Genomic DNA, 15,749 nt, shown 5'->3' with positions numbered 1-15,749 from the left:
CCCGCGTTCATTCGCACTGAGCGTCGCACGAAGTGCCGTTCGTTCGCGTCATGCGTTATCGGGGCTTCTCGACAGCCCATAAGACGGTACGCACGCCCATGACCGATATCCCCAACGCCCAGCCCGACAGCCGCGAGACCACGATCCTCGACGCGCCCGATCGCATGGTGAAGGTCCGCGATCTGTTCGGGATCGATTCGGACATGGAAGTCCCCGCGTTCAGCGAGGCGGACGAGCGCGTGCCCGATCTCGACCCGGCCTATGTGTTCGACAAGGACACCACGATCGCGATCTGCGCGGGCTTCGCATACAACCGCCGCGTGATGGTGCAGGGCTACCACGGCACCGGCAAGTCGAGCCATATCGAGCAGGTCGCGGCGCGGCTCAATTGGCCGTGCATCCGCATCAACCTCGACGCGCATATCAGCCGTATCGATCTGGTCGGGCGCGACGCGATCGTGCTCAAGGACGGCCAGCAGGTCACCGAATTCCGCGAGGGGCTGCTGCCCTGGGCGCTCCAGACGCCGACCGCGTTGGTGTTCGACGAATATGACGCCGGCCGCCCCGACGTGATGTTCGTCATCCAGCGCGTGCTCGAGACCGAGGGCAAGCTGACCCTGCTCGACCAGAACCGCGTCATCCGCCCGAGCCCGTGGTTCCGCCTGTTCGCCACCGCCAATACGATCGGCCTCGGCGATACCAGCGGGCTGTATCACGGCACCCAGCAGATCAACCAGGGCCAGATGGACCGCTGGAACATCGTCGTCACGCTCAACTATCTGCCCGCCGCGGTCGAGGCGCGGATCGTGCTCGCCAAATCGGGCGAGTATGACAAGCCGGAGGGCAAGCAGACCGTCGATCAGATGGTCAAGGTCGCCGATCTCACCCGGCGCGGCTTCATGAACGGCGACATTTCGACGGTGATGAGTCCGCGCACCGTCATCACCTGGGCGCAGAACGCGCTTATCTTCGGCGACATCGGCTTCGCGTTCCGGCTTTCGTTCCTGAACAAGTGCGACGAGGCGGAACGGCCACTGGTGGCGGAATATTACCAGCGCGTGTTCGGCAAGGATTTGCCCGAGAGCGTGGTCGCGAAGGGTTGAGGTTTCGCCCCGATACCGATTGCGGTACGATGTGAGACATGACCCGAGCCGAAGCCCTTGCCCTTCTCAAGCGCCGCGAGAGTGATATTCGGCAACTCGGAATTCGTGCGCTGTCGATCTTCGGCTCTACGGCACGTGGCGATGAAAAGCCGGATTCCGATGTGGATCTCGCCGCGTCACTTGATCCTGACCGTCCAATCGGACTTTTCGAGTTCGTGGATATGGAGCAGCAACTCGCGCGAATGCTCGGCAAGACGGTGGACCTCGTAACGGAGCCATCGCGCAAGCCCCGCCTGCAGGCTCAGATCGACCGGGACCGCGTGCGTGTTTTCTGAGCGAACCCAGTTGAGACTTCGCGACATCGCGGAAAATATCACCGCGATCCAGGAGTATGCCGGCGGCATGACCCTATCGCAGTTCGAGAGCGACCGCCGCACCAGTGACGCGATTGAGCGCTGCTTACAGCGGATCACCGAGGCCGTCATCCAGATCGGCGCCGAGGATATGGCGAGGATCGCGCCCGGCGTGCCGTTCGAAAAGGTTAGAGGTTTGGGCAACATGCTTCGGCACGAATATCACCGGATCGACCCGAAGCAGGTCTTCGTTACGGTTCACGACGAGTTGCCTGCGCTTCAGGCGGCGATTACGCAGGCTTTGCAGGACTGATGACCACCGAAACCCCGCTCGAACGTTTCAAGACCGTGCTCGGCGGCGCCGCGCGCGCGCTGGCGCGTGAACCCGAGATCGAACTCGGCTTCACCTCCGATGCGCCGAGCCAGTCGGGCAAACACGTCAAGGTGCCGATGCCCGCCCGCACGCTGCCGGCCGATCAGGTCGCCGAGGCGCGCGGATTCGCCGACGGGTTCGCGCTCCGGCTGCGCCACCACGACGTCAAACTCCATGCGCGGCAGGCGCCGGCGGAGGCGGTCGCGCGTGCGGTGTTCGACGCGGTGGAGGATGCTCGGGTCGAGGCGCTGGGCGCGCGCGGCTATGCCGGCATCACCGACAATCTCGCGACCGCGCTCGACGCGCGGCTGCGTTCCGACCCGATCACACGCGCGCGCAACCGCGACGAGGTGCCGCTGTCGACCGCGCTCGGCCTCGTGGTGCGCGAGCGACTCACCGGTGCGCTACCGCCCGCCGCCGCCGCGCCCGCGATGGCGCTGGTGCGCGACTGGATCGAACAGAAGGCGGGTGCCGATCTCGATTCGCTCGCGCTCGCGATCGACGATCAGCGCGCCTTCGCGACGCTGACGACGCGCTTGCTCGAAGACCTCGATCTCATCGAAGGTGAGTTGATCCCCGAAGAAACCGACGAGGGCGGCGAAGAGGACGAAGGCGCCGACCAGCAGGAGCAGACCGACGACGCCGACGAGGGCGACGGCGATACCGAGCAGGGCCAGGGCGAGATCGAGGCGCGCGGCTCCGAGAGCGAAAGCGAACAGCAGGACGGCGAGGGCGAAGAGCGCAGCGACGATCCGTTCGAGGACGGCGACGGCGAGCCGGGGGACGACGGCGAGGAGGGCATGCTGCCGGTCCGGCCCAACCGCCCGACCTCCGATTTCCCGCCGCAGTTCGAGTACAAGGCGTGGACGACGCGCTTCGATGAAGTCGTCGCCGCCACCGATCTGTGCGACGCCGACGAACTGGTGCGGTTGCGCGCCTATCTCGACCAGCAGCTCGTCCATTTGCAGGGCGCCGTCACCAAGCTCGCCAACCGGCTGCAACGCCGGCTGATGGCGCAGCAGAGCCGAAGCTGGGACTTCGATCAGGAGGAAGGCATTCTCGATGCGGCGCGACTGGCGCGGATCGTCGTCAATCCGATGCTGTCGCTCAGCTACAAGGTCGAGCGCGAGACCGAGTTTCGGGATACCGTCGTCACCCTGCTGATCGACAATTCGGGCTCGATGCGTGGGCGGCCGATCTCGATCGCGGCGATCAGCGCGGACATCCTCGCCCGCACGCTCGAGCGGTGCGGGGTCAAGACCGAGATCCTCGGCTTCACCACCCGCGCCTGGAAGGGCGGGCAGAGCCGCGAGGCGTGGCTCGCCGCGGGCCGCCCCGCCCAGCCCGGCCGCCTCAACGACATCCGCCACATCGTTTACAAACAGGCCGACGAGCCGTGGCGGCGCGCCAAGACCAACCTCGGGCTGATGATGCGCGAAGGGCTGCTCAAGGAGAATATCGACGGCGAGGCGCTGCTGTGGGCGCACCAGCGGCTGATCGCGAGGGCCGAGGAGCGCAAGGTTCTGATGGTGATCTCCGACGGCGCGCCGGTCGATGATTCGACGCTCAGCGTCAATTCGGGCAGCTATCTCGAACGCCATCTGCGCCAGGTGATCGGCTGGATCGAGAATCGCTCGCCGGTCGAACTCGTCGCGATCGGCATCGGCCATGACGTGACGCGCTATTATGCGCGCGCGGTCACGATCATGGATGCCGAACAGCTTGGCGGCGCGATCATCGAGCAGCTCGCGGCGCTGTTCGACACGCCCTGATCGCTTGAGCGGGATCGCGATGCCGCCCGGCGGGTTTGCCGGCCCGGTCAAGCGGTCGGTGACGATCGCCGGGCATCCGACCTCGATCAGCCTCGAACCAATCTTCTGGCGCGCGCTGGAACAGGCCGCGCGCGCGCATGCGCTGCCGCTCAGCGCGTTGATCGCGGAGATCGACGCGGTGCGCATCGCCGCCACCGACCCGCCCAATCTCGCCAGCGCGATCCGAAGCTGGCTGTTCACGGAATCGCTCACTGAAAGTGAGAACAACTCTCAATAACGTTGACAGTGCGACTGACTCGCAATAGCTGACCCCGCAACGAACAAGGGGGACATCCATTGCCGAGCCACGTTATCCGCACCGCCGCCAAGCCCGCCTTCCTCGCGCTGTCCTGCGTCGGCGCCTTCGCCGGGCTGCCGGCCTGGGCCGATGACGCGGCCGCCCCGGTGGCGAACGAGGATCAGAGCCACACCGATGTCATCGTCAACGGCCAGCGCGACGCCGGCCCGCGCGATCCCAAGCAGGTCGCGCCGCTCATCAACACGCCGCGGTCGATCGTCGTCCTGCCAAGCGAAGTGATCGAGCAGACCGGCTCGACCAGCCTGCAGGATGCGCTGCGCACCGTGCCGGGCATCACCTTCGGCGCGGCCGAGGGCGGCAACCCGATCGGCGACCGCCCGTTCATCCGCGGCTTCGACAGCCAGGGCAGCATCTATATCGACGGCGTGCGCGATCTCGCCTCGCAGAGCCGCGAGGTGTTCGCGATCGATTCGGTGCAGATCGTGCGCGGTTCCGATTCGACGCTGGGCGGGCGCGGCAGCGCCGGCGGCACGATCAACATCATGACCAAGCTGCCCAAGGCGGCGGATTTCGGATCACTCAGCGCGAGCTTCGGCAATGCCGATTACAAGCGCGTCGCCGGCGACCTCAACCTCAAGATCACCGATACGATCGCCTTCCGCCTCGAAGGCATGTGGCACGACCAGGATTTCGCCGGCCGCGACGCGATCTGGAGCCGCCGCTGGGGCGTAGCCCCTTCGGTGACGATCGGCCTCGGCACGCCGACACGGTTGACCGCGAGCTATTACCACATGGAAAGCCATGAGCTTCCCGACAGCGGCATCCCCTATCTCTATGCCTGCTCGACCAATGTCTGCAACGCGCCGACCGGCAACGTCTTCACCACGCCCGCGATCGGCCGCATCACGCTGGCGGACGGCACCACCGGCACCGTCGATCGCTCGGCCTTCTACGGCCTCAAGGACCGCGATTTCCGCGACACCAAGACGCAGACCGCGATGGTCCGCGCCGAGCATGATTTCGGCGGCATCACGCTGCGAAACACTGCGCGCTATAATTACAGCCAGCAATCCTACATCTTCCTGCTGCCCGACGATTCGAACGGCAACGTGTTCGGCCTGCTCAACCGCGCGACCGGCGCGATCAGCCCCGCACCCGGCACGATCAACCCTGCCACTGGCGGCAGCGAACTGACCGGCGGCGGCTATGTCTGGCGGCGCGGCAACACGCGCTACGGCTACAGCAAGGCGCTGGTCGATCAGATCGATCTCTCGGGCAAGTTCAGCACCGGCGCGATCGAGCACAGCTTCGCCGCCGGCGCCGAATTCTCCTGGGAGAAGACCCGGCGCGGCGCCTTCGTCGAGGCGACGGGATCGACGATCACCCCGCGCTGCGACAGCACCACGCTCGCGCGCTATTATTGCACCAGCCTGTTCAACCCCAATCCCAGCGATCCGTGGGTCAATTACGCCAGCGATACCTCGAATGTGCGGATGCCGATCGTGAAGGGCGCACTCAACAGCGAGACGCAGAATGACGCGAGCACCGTCGCCGTGTACGGCTTCGACTCGATCACATTGCTCCCGTCGCTGATCCTCAACCTCGGCGCGCGCTACGATCGCTACAAATCGACCATTACGCCACCCTTCACCGCCGGCACGACGGCAGCGCGCTATTCGCGCACGGACGAACTGTTCAACTGGCAGGCCGGGCTCGTCTTCAAGCCGACCAAGGACACCAGCCTCTACGCGAGCTACGCCACTTCGGCGACGCCTCCCAACGCGCTGCTCGGCGAGGGCAGCGAACCCAATGCGCTGCCGACCACCGCCGCCACCGCCAACGTCCTCGCGCTGCTCAAGCCGACCAAGACCAAATCCTACGAGGTCGGCGCCAAGGCCAATCTGTTCCACGAACGGCTCGGCATGAGCGTGGCGGTGTTCCAGACCGATATCGACAACGCGCGCGTGCTCGACGACAGCAACACCGTCGCGTTCATCGGCAAGTCGCGTATTCGCGGCGTCGAGTTATCGGTCTCGGGGCAGATCCTGCCCGGCTGGTCGGTGTTCGGCGGCTACACCTATCTCGACCCCAAGATCATCGACGGCGGCACCACCGCGCTGACGGCGGCGGCGATCACCCAGACCGTGGGCGGTGTCGCCACCACGATCCAGAACGCGAAGACCGTCTCGGTGCAGTCGGTCAACACCGGCAAGCAGATGCCGCAGACCGCGAAGAACAGCTTCACCGCGACCTCCAGCTATCAGATCACCAGCCGCCTCTCGTTCGGCGGCACCGCGATCTACATGGACAAGCAATATGGCGGCTATGCCGACAACCGCAGGGCGACACAGAATGCCGCCGGCGTGGTCACGGTCACGCCCGCCACGACCGTCCTGTCGCGCGGCATTCCCGATTACTGGCGCTTCGATCTCAACGCCCAGTACAAGCTCACCCGCAACCTCCAGGTGAGCGTCAACGTCCAGAACCTCACCGACAAGGTCTATTTCACCCAGGCCTATGCCTCGCACTACGCCACGATCGCAGCCGGGCGGACGGTGTTCGGCACGGTGACGGCCAAGTTCTAGTCGTGAGGTAATGGCCGCTACGCCGGCCGCTCCATCGCGAGCGCGGAGGCTACGCAGCGGCCTAGCAGCGGTATCCGCACGACCATCCGGAACCAACCTTAGCGTATATCTACGGGTTCCGGATCGTCTCTGCGCCAGCCTAGAAAGCTGGCGGGAGAGGCGAGATGTTTCATGGTCGGATCGTTGCGACGAACCACATCGATTTGCCCGAGACCGCTCGGGCGGGGCCGATCGCGGGCATCGCACACGCGCTGCCGGTCAGTATGTGCTTGTGGGCGATGATCTTCGGCATGCTGCGGTTCTGAGCGGAGCCGCAGCCCCCTCACCCCGCGTCGCGCACGCGCTCATGATGGCGAATCACCTCGTCGATGATGAAGCGCAGGAATTTCTCGCTGAAATCGGGGTCGAGATCGGCCTGTTTGGCGAGGCCGCGCAGTCGCGCGATCTGCGCTTCCTCGCGCCCCGGATCGGCCGGGGGCAGCCCGGCGGTGGCCTTGTAACGGCCGACCGCCTGCGTCACCTTGAAACGCTCGGCGAGCAGGAAGACCAGCGCCGCGTCGATATTGTCGATGCTCTGGCGATATCCCGCCAGCGTGCCGTCGCTCATCAAACCCTCCATCCGCGGTTCGCGCGCCTTTTGCGCAGCCCTTGAGCGGCGCGCAAGTCCATTGCGGGCTTGCCTTTGCGCGCCCTTGCCGCCACATCGCCACGGACATGAGCGCAACGATCCACCGCCTCGACCAGCGCCCGGCCCCATCGCTCGACCCGATGGTTGCGCTGATCGCCGCCGACATGAACCTCGTCAACGCGGTCATTCTCGATCGCATGCAGTCCGACATCCCGCTGATCCCGACGCTCGCCGGGCATCTCATCGCCGGTGGCGGCAAGCGGATGCGGCCGATGCTGACGCTCGCGAGCGCGAAGCTGCTCGGCTATACCGGCACCCGCCATCACCGCCTGGCGGCGGCGGTCGAGTTCATCCATACCGCCACCCTGCTCCACGACGATGTCGTCGATGGCTCCGATCTGCGGCGCGGCAAGCGCACCGCCAATCTGATCTGGGGCAATCCGGCGAGCGTGCTGGTCGGCGATTTCCTGTTCAGCCGCTCGTTCGAGCTGATGGTCGAGGACGGCAGCCTCAAGGTGCTCAAGATCCTGTCGAGCGCGAGCGCGATCATCGCCGAGGGCGAGGTCAACCAGCTCACCGCCGCGCGGCGCGTCGATACGCCCGAGGAGCGCTATCTCGACATCATCGTCGCCAAGACCGCGGCGCTGTTCGCCGCCGCTTGCAAGATCGCGGCGGTGGTGGCGGAGCGCAGCGAGGCCGAGGAAGCCGCGCTCGATGCCTACGGCCGCAATCTCGGCGTCGCTTTCCAGCTCGTCGATGACGCGATCGATTATGTCTCGGATGCCGACACGATGGGCAAGGACGCCGGCGACGATTTCCGCGACGGCAAGGCCACCCTGCCTGTCATCCTCGCTTATGCGCGCGGCAGCGCCGAGGATCGCACGTTCTGGAAGGCCGCGATCGAGGGGCATCGCAGCGGCGACGCGGATTTCGCCCATGCGCTCGATCTGGTCCGCGCCACCCGCGCGATCGACGACACGCTCGCCCGCGCCCGCCACTACGGCCAGCGCGCGATCGACGCACTCGCGATCTTCCCCAACGGCAAGGCCAAGGACGCGATGGTCGAAGCGGTCGACTTCGCGATCGCGCGGGCGTTTTAAGCTCCCGCCGGGGCATCGCCCCTTCTACCGTTCGTGCTGAGCGAAGTCGAAGCACGTGCCACGCACGGCTCACCGAGAACACGTGCTTCGACTGCGCTCAGCACGAACGGGAGGCGGCGGCGAGGACTGTCCGGCTTACCGCCCCGCCTTCTCCCCACCCGCCGCCTTCGCCACCACCGGCGCGCCCCAGCCGCCGCCCAGCGAGCGGAACAGGTCGACCTGCGCGTCGGCGATCCGCACGTCGGCGCTCGCCAGATCAGCGTCGGCGTCGGCGAAGGTCCGCTCGGTATCGAGCACCGCGAGGAAATCGATCGTGCCCTCCCGCTGGCGGGCGCGGGCGATCTTCGCCGCGCGTTCGGCGCCGTCGCGCGCCGCGACGAGCGCCTGCCGCCGGTCGATCTCGCGCGCATAGGTGGACAGTGCCGTCTCGGTTTCCTCGAGCGCCTGCAGCACCGTGCCGTCGAAGCTGGCGAGCGCGCCACGGCTGTCCGCTTCCGCCCCGGCAATCCGCGCGCGCGCGGCGCTGGTGTTGGGGAACGACCAGTTGATGAGCGAGCCGACCAGCCAGCGGAACGGCCCGCCGCCGAAAATGTCGCTGAAGCTGGTGCCGGTCGAGCCGACCGATCCGCCGAGCGTGATGCGCGGATAGAGGTCCGCGGTCGCCACGCCGATCCGTGCGGTCGCCGCCGCCAGCCGCCGCTCGGCCGCTCGCACGTCCGGTCGGCGCGCGAGCAGGGTCTGGCCATCACCGACCGGAATCGGCTGGTCGAGCCGGGGCGGATCGGCGCGCAAGGCCGCATCCGCCGGCAGCTCGCGCGGCGTATGCCCGGTCAGCGTCGCCAGCCGGAACAGCGCCGCCTGCCGCTCGGCCGCGATCGCGGGCACAAATGCGGCGCGCTGGTCGCGCAGCGTCTGGATGCGGATCACGTCGAGCTTCTCGGCGCGGCCCGCGTCGAAACGCTTGCCGGTCAACGTCACCGACGTGTCGAGCAGATCGACGATGTGCCGCGCCACCGCCAGCCGCTCGGCCGCGCCGGCGGCATCGACATAGGCCCGGATCGTCTGCGCCACGATCGCGACGCGCACCGCATCGGCATCCGCCGCCGCCGCGCTGACATCGCCCTTCGCCGCCTCGATATTGCGGCGAACGCGTCCGGCGAGATCGAGCTCATACGAAACGTCGAGCCCGAGCGCGATCTGTTCAGTCTCTCGCGCCCCGCCCGTGCCGCTTTGCAGCGCCGGCAAGCGGCCATAGCCCGGCTGCGCGCTCAGTTGCGTCTGCGGCAGCAGATCGTTGCGCGCACCTTTGAGCGACGCGCGCGCCGCATCGAGCCGCGCCACCGCGACGCGGATGTCGGTATTGGCGGCGAGCGCATCACCGACCAGCCGGTCGAGCACCGGATCGTTGTAGAGCTTCCACCACTGGTCGTCGGGCGCGGTCGCCACCACCGCCGGGCTGGCGGCGCCGGCGAACCCGCCGACCGCGCCTGGGGTCGGCACGGGCGCCACGTAATTGGGGCCGACCGCGCAGGCGGAGAGCGTGAGCGCCGAGATCGTGGCCAACAAGATGTTCTTCATGACGGTCCGCTCCTATTCGGCGGGATGAAGCTGGGGATGGTTCGGCTCGGCGGCAGCGGCGGGCCGGCGGCGGGCGAGGCGGATCGCCAGCGCCCTGCACACCACGTAGAAGGTCGGCGTGAAGATCAGCCCGAACGCCGTCACCCCGATCATCCCGAAGAACACCGCCGTCCCGAGCGCCTGGCGCAGTTCCGAACCCGCGCCGCTCGCCGTCACCAGCGGCACCGCGCCGAGGATGAACGCGAACGAGGTCATCAGGATCGGCCGCAACCGGGTGCGCGCCGCCTGCACCGCCGCCTCGATCGGCGACAGGCCCTGCAACTCCTCGGCCTGCTTCGCGAATTCGACCACGAGGATCGCGTTCTTCGCCGCCAGCGCGATCAGCACGACGAGGCCGATCTGGGTGAGGACATTGTTGTCCATGCCGCGCAGGTTCACCCCCGCCATCGCGGCGAGCAGACACATCGGCACGATCAGCACGATCGCGAGCGGCAGCGTGAGGCTCTCATATTGCGCCGCCAGCACGAGGAAGACGAACACCACCGCCATGCCGAACACGATGCCCGCTGTGCTGCCCGCCGCCTGCTGCTGATAGGCGATGCCGGTCCACTCGGTCGTGAAGCCCTTGGGCAACGTCTCGTCCGCAAGCTTCTGCATCGTCACCAGCGACTGGCCCGAGGAGAAACCCGGCGCGGTATCGCCGTCCACCTCGACGGCGGGGGCGAGATTGTAGCGCGTCACGCGGTACGGCCCGGTCTTGTCCTCGAAGGTCGAGACCGAACCGATCGGCACCATCTGCCCCGAGTTGGAGCGCGTCTTGAGGTTGGCGATATCGGCGGGCGTGCGGCGGAACGGTGCGTCGGCCTGCGCCGTCACGCGGTAGGTGCGCCCGAGCAGGTTGAAATCGTTGACGAAGGCCGAGCCGAGATAGACCTGCAACGCCTCGAACACGCGCTCGGGGGGCACGCCGAGCATATTGGCCTTGGCGCGATCGACATCGGCGAAGATGCGCGGAGTCGAGGTTTCGAAGAAGGTATAGACCTGCTTCAGCCCCTTGGTCTGGTTGGCCTTGCCGATCAGCCCGTACGCCGCGGTCGCCATTTGCGTGTAGCCGCGCGCCTCCTGATCCTTGACCATGATCCGATAGCCACCCGCCGAGCCGATCCCCTGGATCAGCGGCGGCGGCACGATCAGCAGCCGCGCTTCGTTGATGTCGGCGGTCGCCTTACCCGCCTCGGCCATGATGCTGCCGAGCGTCACGCCCAATTTGGCGCGCTCCTCGAAGCTCTTGAGCGGGATATAGGCGGCGGCGGCATTGGGTGCGAGCGTCTGCGATGGGCCGTCGAACCCGGCGAGCATCACCGCGCCCTTGACGCCCGCGAGCGGCAGGATGCGGGCGGCGACCTTGCGCATCACCGTGTCGGTGCGCTCGACCGAGGAGCCGGGCGGCAACTGGATGACGGTGAGGAAATAGCCCTGGTCCTGCGCCGGGATGAACCCGGTCGGGGTCGCCCAGAACACGCCCACGGTCAGCGCGATCATGCCGGCATAGGCGAGCATCATCTTGCGCGGCGCCCGCACCAGGCGGAGAGTCAGCGCGGCGTACGCGTTGCTCAGTCGTTCGAACCCGCGGTTGAAGGCGTCACCGGCGCGCGTCACCGCGCGACCGAACCGCCCTTCGCTGCGCGCTTCGCTCGGCTTGAGCAGGATCGCGGCGAGCGCGGGCGACAAGGTCAGCGACAGCACCAGCGAGATGATCGTCGCGGTCGTGATCGTCACCGCGAACTGGCGGTAGAACGCGCCCGACAGGCCGGTGAGGAACACCGTCGGCACGAACACCGCGACCAGCACCAGCACGATCGCGACGAGTGCGCCCGACACCTCGTCCATCGACACGCGTGCGGCCTCGAGCGGCGACAGCCCGTGTTCGAGGTTGCGCTCGACATTCTCGACCACGACGATCGCGTCGTCGACGACGATGCCGATCGCCAGCACCAGCCCGAACAGCGACAGGTTGTTGAGCGAATAGCCCATCGCCGCCAGCACCGCGAAGGTACCGATCAGCGAGACGGGGATCGCCACCACCGGGATGATCGCCGCGCGCCATTTCTGGAGGAACACGAGGATGACGATCACGACGAGGATGATCGCCTCGATCAGCGTATGCTTCACCGCGTCGATCGACTGCGAGATGAACTCGGTGGGGTTGTAGATCACGCGGTAGGCGAGGCCCTTGGGGAAATGCTTCTGCGCATCGTCCATCGTCGCGGTGACCGCCTGCGCGGCGGCGAGCGCGTTCGAGCCGGGCCGCTGGAACACCGCGAGGATCACGGTCGGCTTGCCGCTCATATAGGTGTTCGAGCCATAGTCCTGCGCGCCGAGTTCGACGCGGGCTACATCCGACACGCGCACCTGCCGGCCATCGGCGTCGGTGCGGATGACGACGTCGGCGAACTGCTTGGGGTCGGTCAGCCGACCCTGCGTCTCGACGTTGAGCTGATAGGCGTCCCCCTGCGAATAGGGCGGCTGGCCGAGCGTGCCCGCTGCGACCTGGACGTTCTGCGCGCGCAGCGCCGCGACGATCTCGCCGGCGGTCAACCCAAGCGCGGCGGCGCGGCCGGGGTCGATCCACACGCGCATCGAATAGTCGCGATTGCCGAACAACTGCACGTCGCCGACCCCATCGATGCGGGTCAGCCGGTCGCGGATCTGCGTCAGCGCGTAATTGGAGACATAGCCGCGATCGAGCGAGTCGTCGGGCGAGATCAGGTTGACCACCATCAGAAAGTCGGGCGAGGTCTTGCGCGTCACCACGCCGAGCCGCTGCACGTCTTCGGGCAAGCGCGGCACCGCGATCGCGACGCGGTTCTGCACCAGCACCTGCGCGGCATCGAGGTTGGTGCCGATCTTGAAGGTGACGGTGATCGTCAGCTTGCCGTCGCCGGTCGATTGTGACGACTGGTACAGCATGTTGTCGACGCCGTTGATCTCCTGCTCGATCGGCGTGGCGACCGTCTCGGCGACCGTCTCGGCGCTGGCGCCGGGGTAGACCGCCGTCACGGTGACGGTCGGCGGGACGATATCGGGATATTGCGACACCGGCAGGCCGACATAGGCGATCGCCCCGACCAGCGTGATGACGACCGCGATCACCGCGGCGAAGATTGGCCGCGTGATGAAGAGGCGCGAGAGGCGCATGAGTGTTCGTCCTTGATTAAAGGAAACGGTTTCGGTCGTGCGGTGCCCACCACGCGCACCCGTCCCGTTCGCCCTGAGCTTGTCGAAGGGCGTGTGCCGAGCGCAGCGCTTGTTGCACGTGCTTCGACAAGCTTAGCACGAACGGGAGCTTGGACTTACCGCCCGAAAGTCGCCTCGCCAGCGAGCGGCGCGGCCACCGGCGTGGCTGCGGCCTGCGCCTCGGGCGCGATTTTGCCGGGGTGCGGCGCGACCTTGGTGCCCGGCACCGCCATCTGCACGCCGGTAATGACCACCCGGTCGCTCGGCGCGAGACCCGAACGCACGACGCGCAGCCCGTTGACGACCGGCCCGAGCACGACCGGCTTGGCGACGACCTGATCCTGCCGATCGACCGTCAGCACGATCTTGCGCGCCTGATCGGTCTGCACCGCCGCGTCGGGCACGAGCAGCGCGCGGGTGGTGCCGCCGTTGGCGAGCCGCATGTTGCCGAACATCCCGGGGGTGAGGAAATAGTTGGGATTATCGAGCACCGCGCGGCCGCGAATGGTGCCCGAACGCTGGTCGAGCGCATTGTCGGTGAAGTCGAGCCGGCCCTTCCACCGATGCTCGGCCTCGTCCTGCAACTGAATCTCGACCGGCGCCGGCCCCGCGCCGGGCTGGCGGTTGCGCTGCGTCTTGAGATACAGCGCTTCGGAGCCGTCGAACTCGAAATAGATCGGGTCGAGCGCGTTGATCGTGGTCAGCACGGTGCCGCCCGTCCCCTCGCCGCCCGCGACCTGGTTGCCCGGATCGACGCGGCGGTCGGAAATGCGGCCGGCGATCGGCGCGCGCACCTGGGTGAACTCCACGTCGAGCGCACGCGCACGCACCCGCGCCTGTGCCGCCGCGAGCGCGGCGCTCGCCGCCTGAACCTTGGCGCGCAGCGAATCGACTTCGCCCGCCGACACCGCCTCGTCATCGACCAGCCGGGTCGCGCGGCCGAGATCGGACTTGGCCAGCGCCAGCGCGCTGGCGGCACTGGCGACGTTGGCCTTGGCTTCGGCGAGTTGCGCTGCGAACGGCCGCGCGTCGATCGTGAAGAGGAGTTGGCCCTTGCGGACGATATCCCCATCGCGGAAATGCACGCCGGTGACTTCGCCGTTGATGCGCGGGCGGATTTCGACCGTGCGGCTGGCGGCGAAGCGGCCGATATAATCGTCCCATTCGTTGACATCGCGCACCAGCGGCGGCGCGACCGTCACCGAGGCGGGCGGCATCGCCGCGACGGTGGGCGCGGGCGCGGCGAGCCTGGTGCCGGCATAGCCGAGCGCCGCGATCGGCAGCAGGATCGCGGCGCCGCGCTGCCAGCCCGGCATTCGCGACCATCGTCGGCTGACGGGGGTAGCCCCCTCCGCCGTGATCGGGGTTTCCATGTTCATGCGGCGATCTTCCACGCGAGCGAGCCCATCGTGCCGCCGGTGACGCTCGCCACCAGCAGCTCGGCCTGCGCCATGGTGAAGCCCGCCTTCAGGAAATTGGCGACCTCCGACGCGGGGAGCGCATAGCCACGCCGCCACGCATGCACCGCCAGCCGGCGCAGCGTCTCCAGCTTGGGCTCGGCGAGCCGCGACGCCTTGCCGAAGCCGAACAGGCCGCCGAACGCACGCGCGATCGCGCCGGGTTCGTCGAGGCTGCTGATCCGGTCACGCCGCGCGACCGCGATGACGCTCCATTCGAGCGCGGAGAAGCTCGGCGCGGTATCGGCGGGCTTCGCGGTGTCGCGGCTGGCGCCGGGTGCGGCGAACGGATGTTCGAGATCGAGATAAGCCATCATATGTCCCCTTGGACGGCCGCGCGCCAGCGGCCCCGCGGACGCATTCCTGCGACGCGGCGAGACCGACGGTTCGGGCAAAGTTCGGGCGGCGCCGGAAAGCGAAAACCGCCTGCCCGCGTCTACGATTACGGAAGATGTGATACGCGAGGCAGCCGCGTACATGCGGCTGCCGACATTCAGCAGGTCGGTCTAATCATCGGCGGTTCCCTCGCCTCGATGCCAGGCTGACTTACCGACCCAGCTTCAATACCAGTCGGTATATAATGGCGTGCCGCACTGCGTCAACAGCATTCTATACCGATGGGTAATTATTTCGTCGGCCACACCGCGAGGCTGGTCTCGACGAGCTGCGACAGCTCGGCGCAGGTCGCGCCCGCGCCCGCCTGAACCGACAGGCCCTGCATGATGGCATACAGGAACCGCGCGAGCGCGGCGGGCTCGAGCCCCTCGGGAAACTCACCCTCGTCCTTCGCGCGCTGGAAGCGTGCGATCAGCGCGGCTTCGGACGAGGCCCGGCGCGCGATCACGTCGGCGCGGATCGATTCGGCTTCGGCGCCGCAGGAGATCACGCTCATGATCGCCATGCAGCCCTTGGGGTCATAGGGGTTCATCTGCAGTTCGAGCGAACCGCGCAGCAGGCGTTCGGCGACCCCGCGCGCGGTCGGCGCCGCCAGCGCTTTCTCGGTGTAGGCGAGCTTGTCGCGTTCGTAGAGGTCGAGCGCCTTGTGGAACAATTGTTCCTTGTTGCCGAACGCGGCGTAGAGGCTCGGCTTGGTGATCCCCATCGCCGCGGTCAGCTCCGCCATCGACGCGCTCTCATAGCCGTTGCGCCAGAACACGCGCAGCGCTGCGGCGAGCGCGGTGTCGACGCAGAACTCGCGGGGCCGTCCCTTTGCAGGCGCAATCGTGTCAATCTGTTCCATACCGATCGGTATATAGGTATGGCGT

Annotated in this window: 13 protein-coding genes; 7 read left to right on the top strand and 6 right to left on the bottom strand. The window is 67.4% G+C overall.

Annotated elements, in window-relative coordinates:
- Positions 1–98 precede the first annotated feature (98 nt).
- Genes cobS through BLS81_RS12530 form a run of 6 tightly spaced genes read left to right on the top strand, consistent with a single transcriptional unit; the run spans position 99 to position 6,484 of the window.
- Complete coding sequence (gene cobS, locus BLS81_RS12555) at positions 99–1,103, top strand: cobaltochelatase subunit CobS (RefSeq protein WP_093224349.1); 1,005 nt, start codon at positions 99–101, stop codon at positions 1,101–1,103.
- 38 nt (positions 1,104–1,141) lie between these two features.
- Positions 1,142–1,438, top strand: coding sequence for a nucleotidyltransferase family protein (locus tag BLS81_RS12550; RefSeq protein WP_093224347.1), 297 nt, complete (start codon positions 1,142–1,144; stop codon positions 1,436–1,438).
- Positions 1,428–1,769: a HepT-like ribonuclease domain-containing protein gene (locus BLS81_RS12545; protein ID WP_093224346.1), complete on the top strand. Its 342-nt coding sequence runs from the start codon at positions 1,428–1,430 to the stop codon at positions 1,767–1,769. The genes BLS81_RS12550 and BLS81_RS12545 overlap by 11 nt, the downstream gene beginning before the upstream one ends.
- Positions 1,769–3,601, top strand: a complete 1,833-nt coding sequence (cobT, locus tag BLS81_RS12540; RefSeq protein WP_093224344.1) for a cobaltochelatase subunit CobT — start codon at positions 1,769–1,771, stop codon at positions 3,599–3,601. The genes BLS81_RS12545 and cobT overlap by 1 nt, the downstream gene beginning before the upstream one ends.
- Before the next feature lie 4 nt (positions 3,602–3,605).
- Complete coding sequence (locus tag BLS81_RS12535) at positions 3,606–3,878, top strand: ribbon-helix-helix domain-containing protein (RefSeq protein ID WP_093224343.1); 273 nt, start codon at positions 3,606–3,608, stop codon at positions 3,876–3,878.
- 59 nt (positions 3,879–3,937) lie between these two features.
- The gene (locus BLS81_RS12530) at positions 3,938–6,484 is read left to right on the top strand and encodes a TonB-dependent receptor (protein WP_256326223.1); all 2,547 of its coding nucleotides are present in this window, start codon (positions 3,938–3,940) and stop codon (positions 6,482–6,484) included.
- A gap of 322 nt (positions 6,485–6,806) precedes the next feature.
- On the opposite strand, the gene BLS81_RS12525 is transcribed toward BLS81_RS12530, so the two are convergent.
- Positions 6,807–7,091, bottom strand: a complete 285-nt coding sequence (locus BLS81_RS12525) for a chorismate mutase (protein ID WP_093224342.1) — start codon at positions 7,089–7,091, stop codon at positions 6,807–6,809.
- A gap of 107 nt (positions 7,092–7,198) precedes the next feature.
- Between BLS81_RS12525 and BLS81_RS12520 the strand changes: the two genes are divergently transcribed.
- Positions 7,199–8,212 carry a polyprenyl synthetase family protein gene (locus BLS81_RS12520; protein ID WP_093224340.1) on the top strand — a complete coding sequence of 338 codons (1,014 nt, stop codon included), beginning with the start codon at positions 7,199–7,201 and terminating at the stop codon, positions 8,210–8,212.
- Positions 8,213–8,347: 135 nt separating this feature from the next.
- Here the strand turns inward: BLS81_RS12520 and BLS81_RS12515 are convergent, their stop codons facing one another.
- The 5 genes from BLS81_RS12515 to BLS81_RS12495 form a co-directional block, all read right to left on the bottom strand.
- Positions 8,348–9,790, bottom strand: a complete 1,443-nt coding sequence (locus tag BLS81_RS12515; RefSeq protein ID WP_093224339.1) for an efflux transporter outer membrane subunit — start codon at positions 9,788–9,790, stop codon at positions 8,348–8,350.
- 12 nt (positions 9,791–9,802) lie between these two features.
- Complete coding sequence (locus tag BLS81_RS12510; RefSeq protein WP_093224337.1) at positions 9,803–12,988, bottom strand: efflux RND transporter permease subunit; 3,186 nt, start codon at positions 12,986–12,988, stop codon at positions 9,803–9,805.
- A 155-nt stretch (positions 12,989–13,143) separates the two neighbouring features.
- A complete protein-coding gene (locus tag BLS81_RS12505) occupies positions 13,144–14,406 on the bottom strand; it encodes an efflux RND transporter periplasmic adaptor subunit (RefSeq protein WP_093224336.1) in 1,263 nt (420 codons plus the stop codon).
- Complete coding sequence (locus BLS81_RS12500) at positions 14,403–14,798, bottom strand: hypothetical protein (protein ID WP_093224335.1); 396 nt, start codon at positions 14,796–14,798, stop codon at positions 14,403–14,405. The genes BLS81_RS12505 and BLS81_RS12500 overlap by 4 nt, the downstream gene beginning before the upstream one ends.
- 311 nt (positions 14,799–15,109) lie before the next feature.
- The gene (locus tag BLS81_RS12495) at positions 15,110–15,724 is read right to left on the bottom strand and encodes a TetR/AcrR family transcriptional regulator (RefSeq protein WP_093224334.1); all 615 of its coding nucleotides are present in this window, start codon (positions 15,722–15,724) and stop codon (positions 15,110–15,112) included.
- Positions 15,725–15,749 lie beyond the last annotated feature (25 nt).

The organism is Sphingomonas sp. NFR15 (assembly GCF_900103265.1).
GTDB classification, from domain to species: Bacteria; Pseudomonadota; Alphaproteobacteria; order Sphingomonadales; family Sphingomonadaceae; genus Sphingomonas; species Sphingomonas pollutisoli.
The sequence above is the reverse complement of the archived record's forward strand: the minus strand, read 5'-3'. Positions and strand labels throughout refer to the sequence as shown.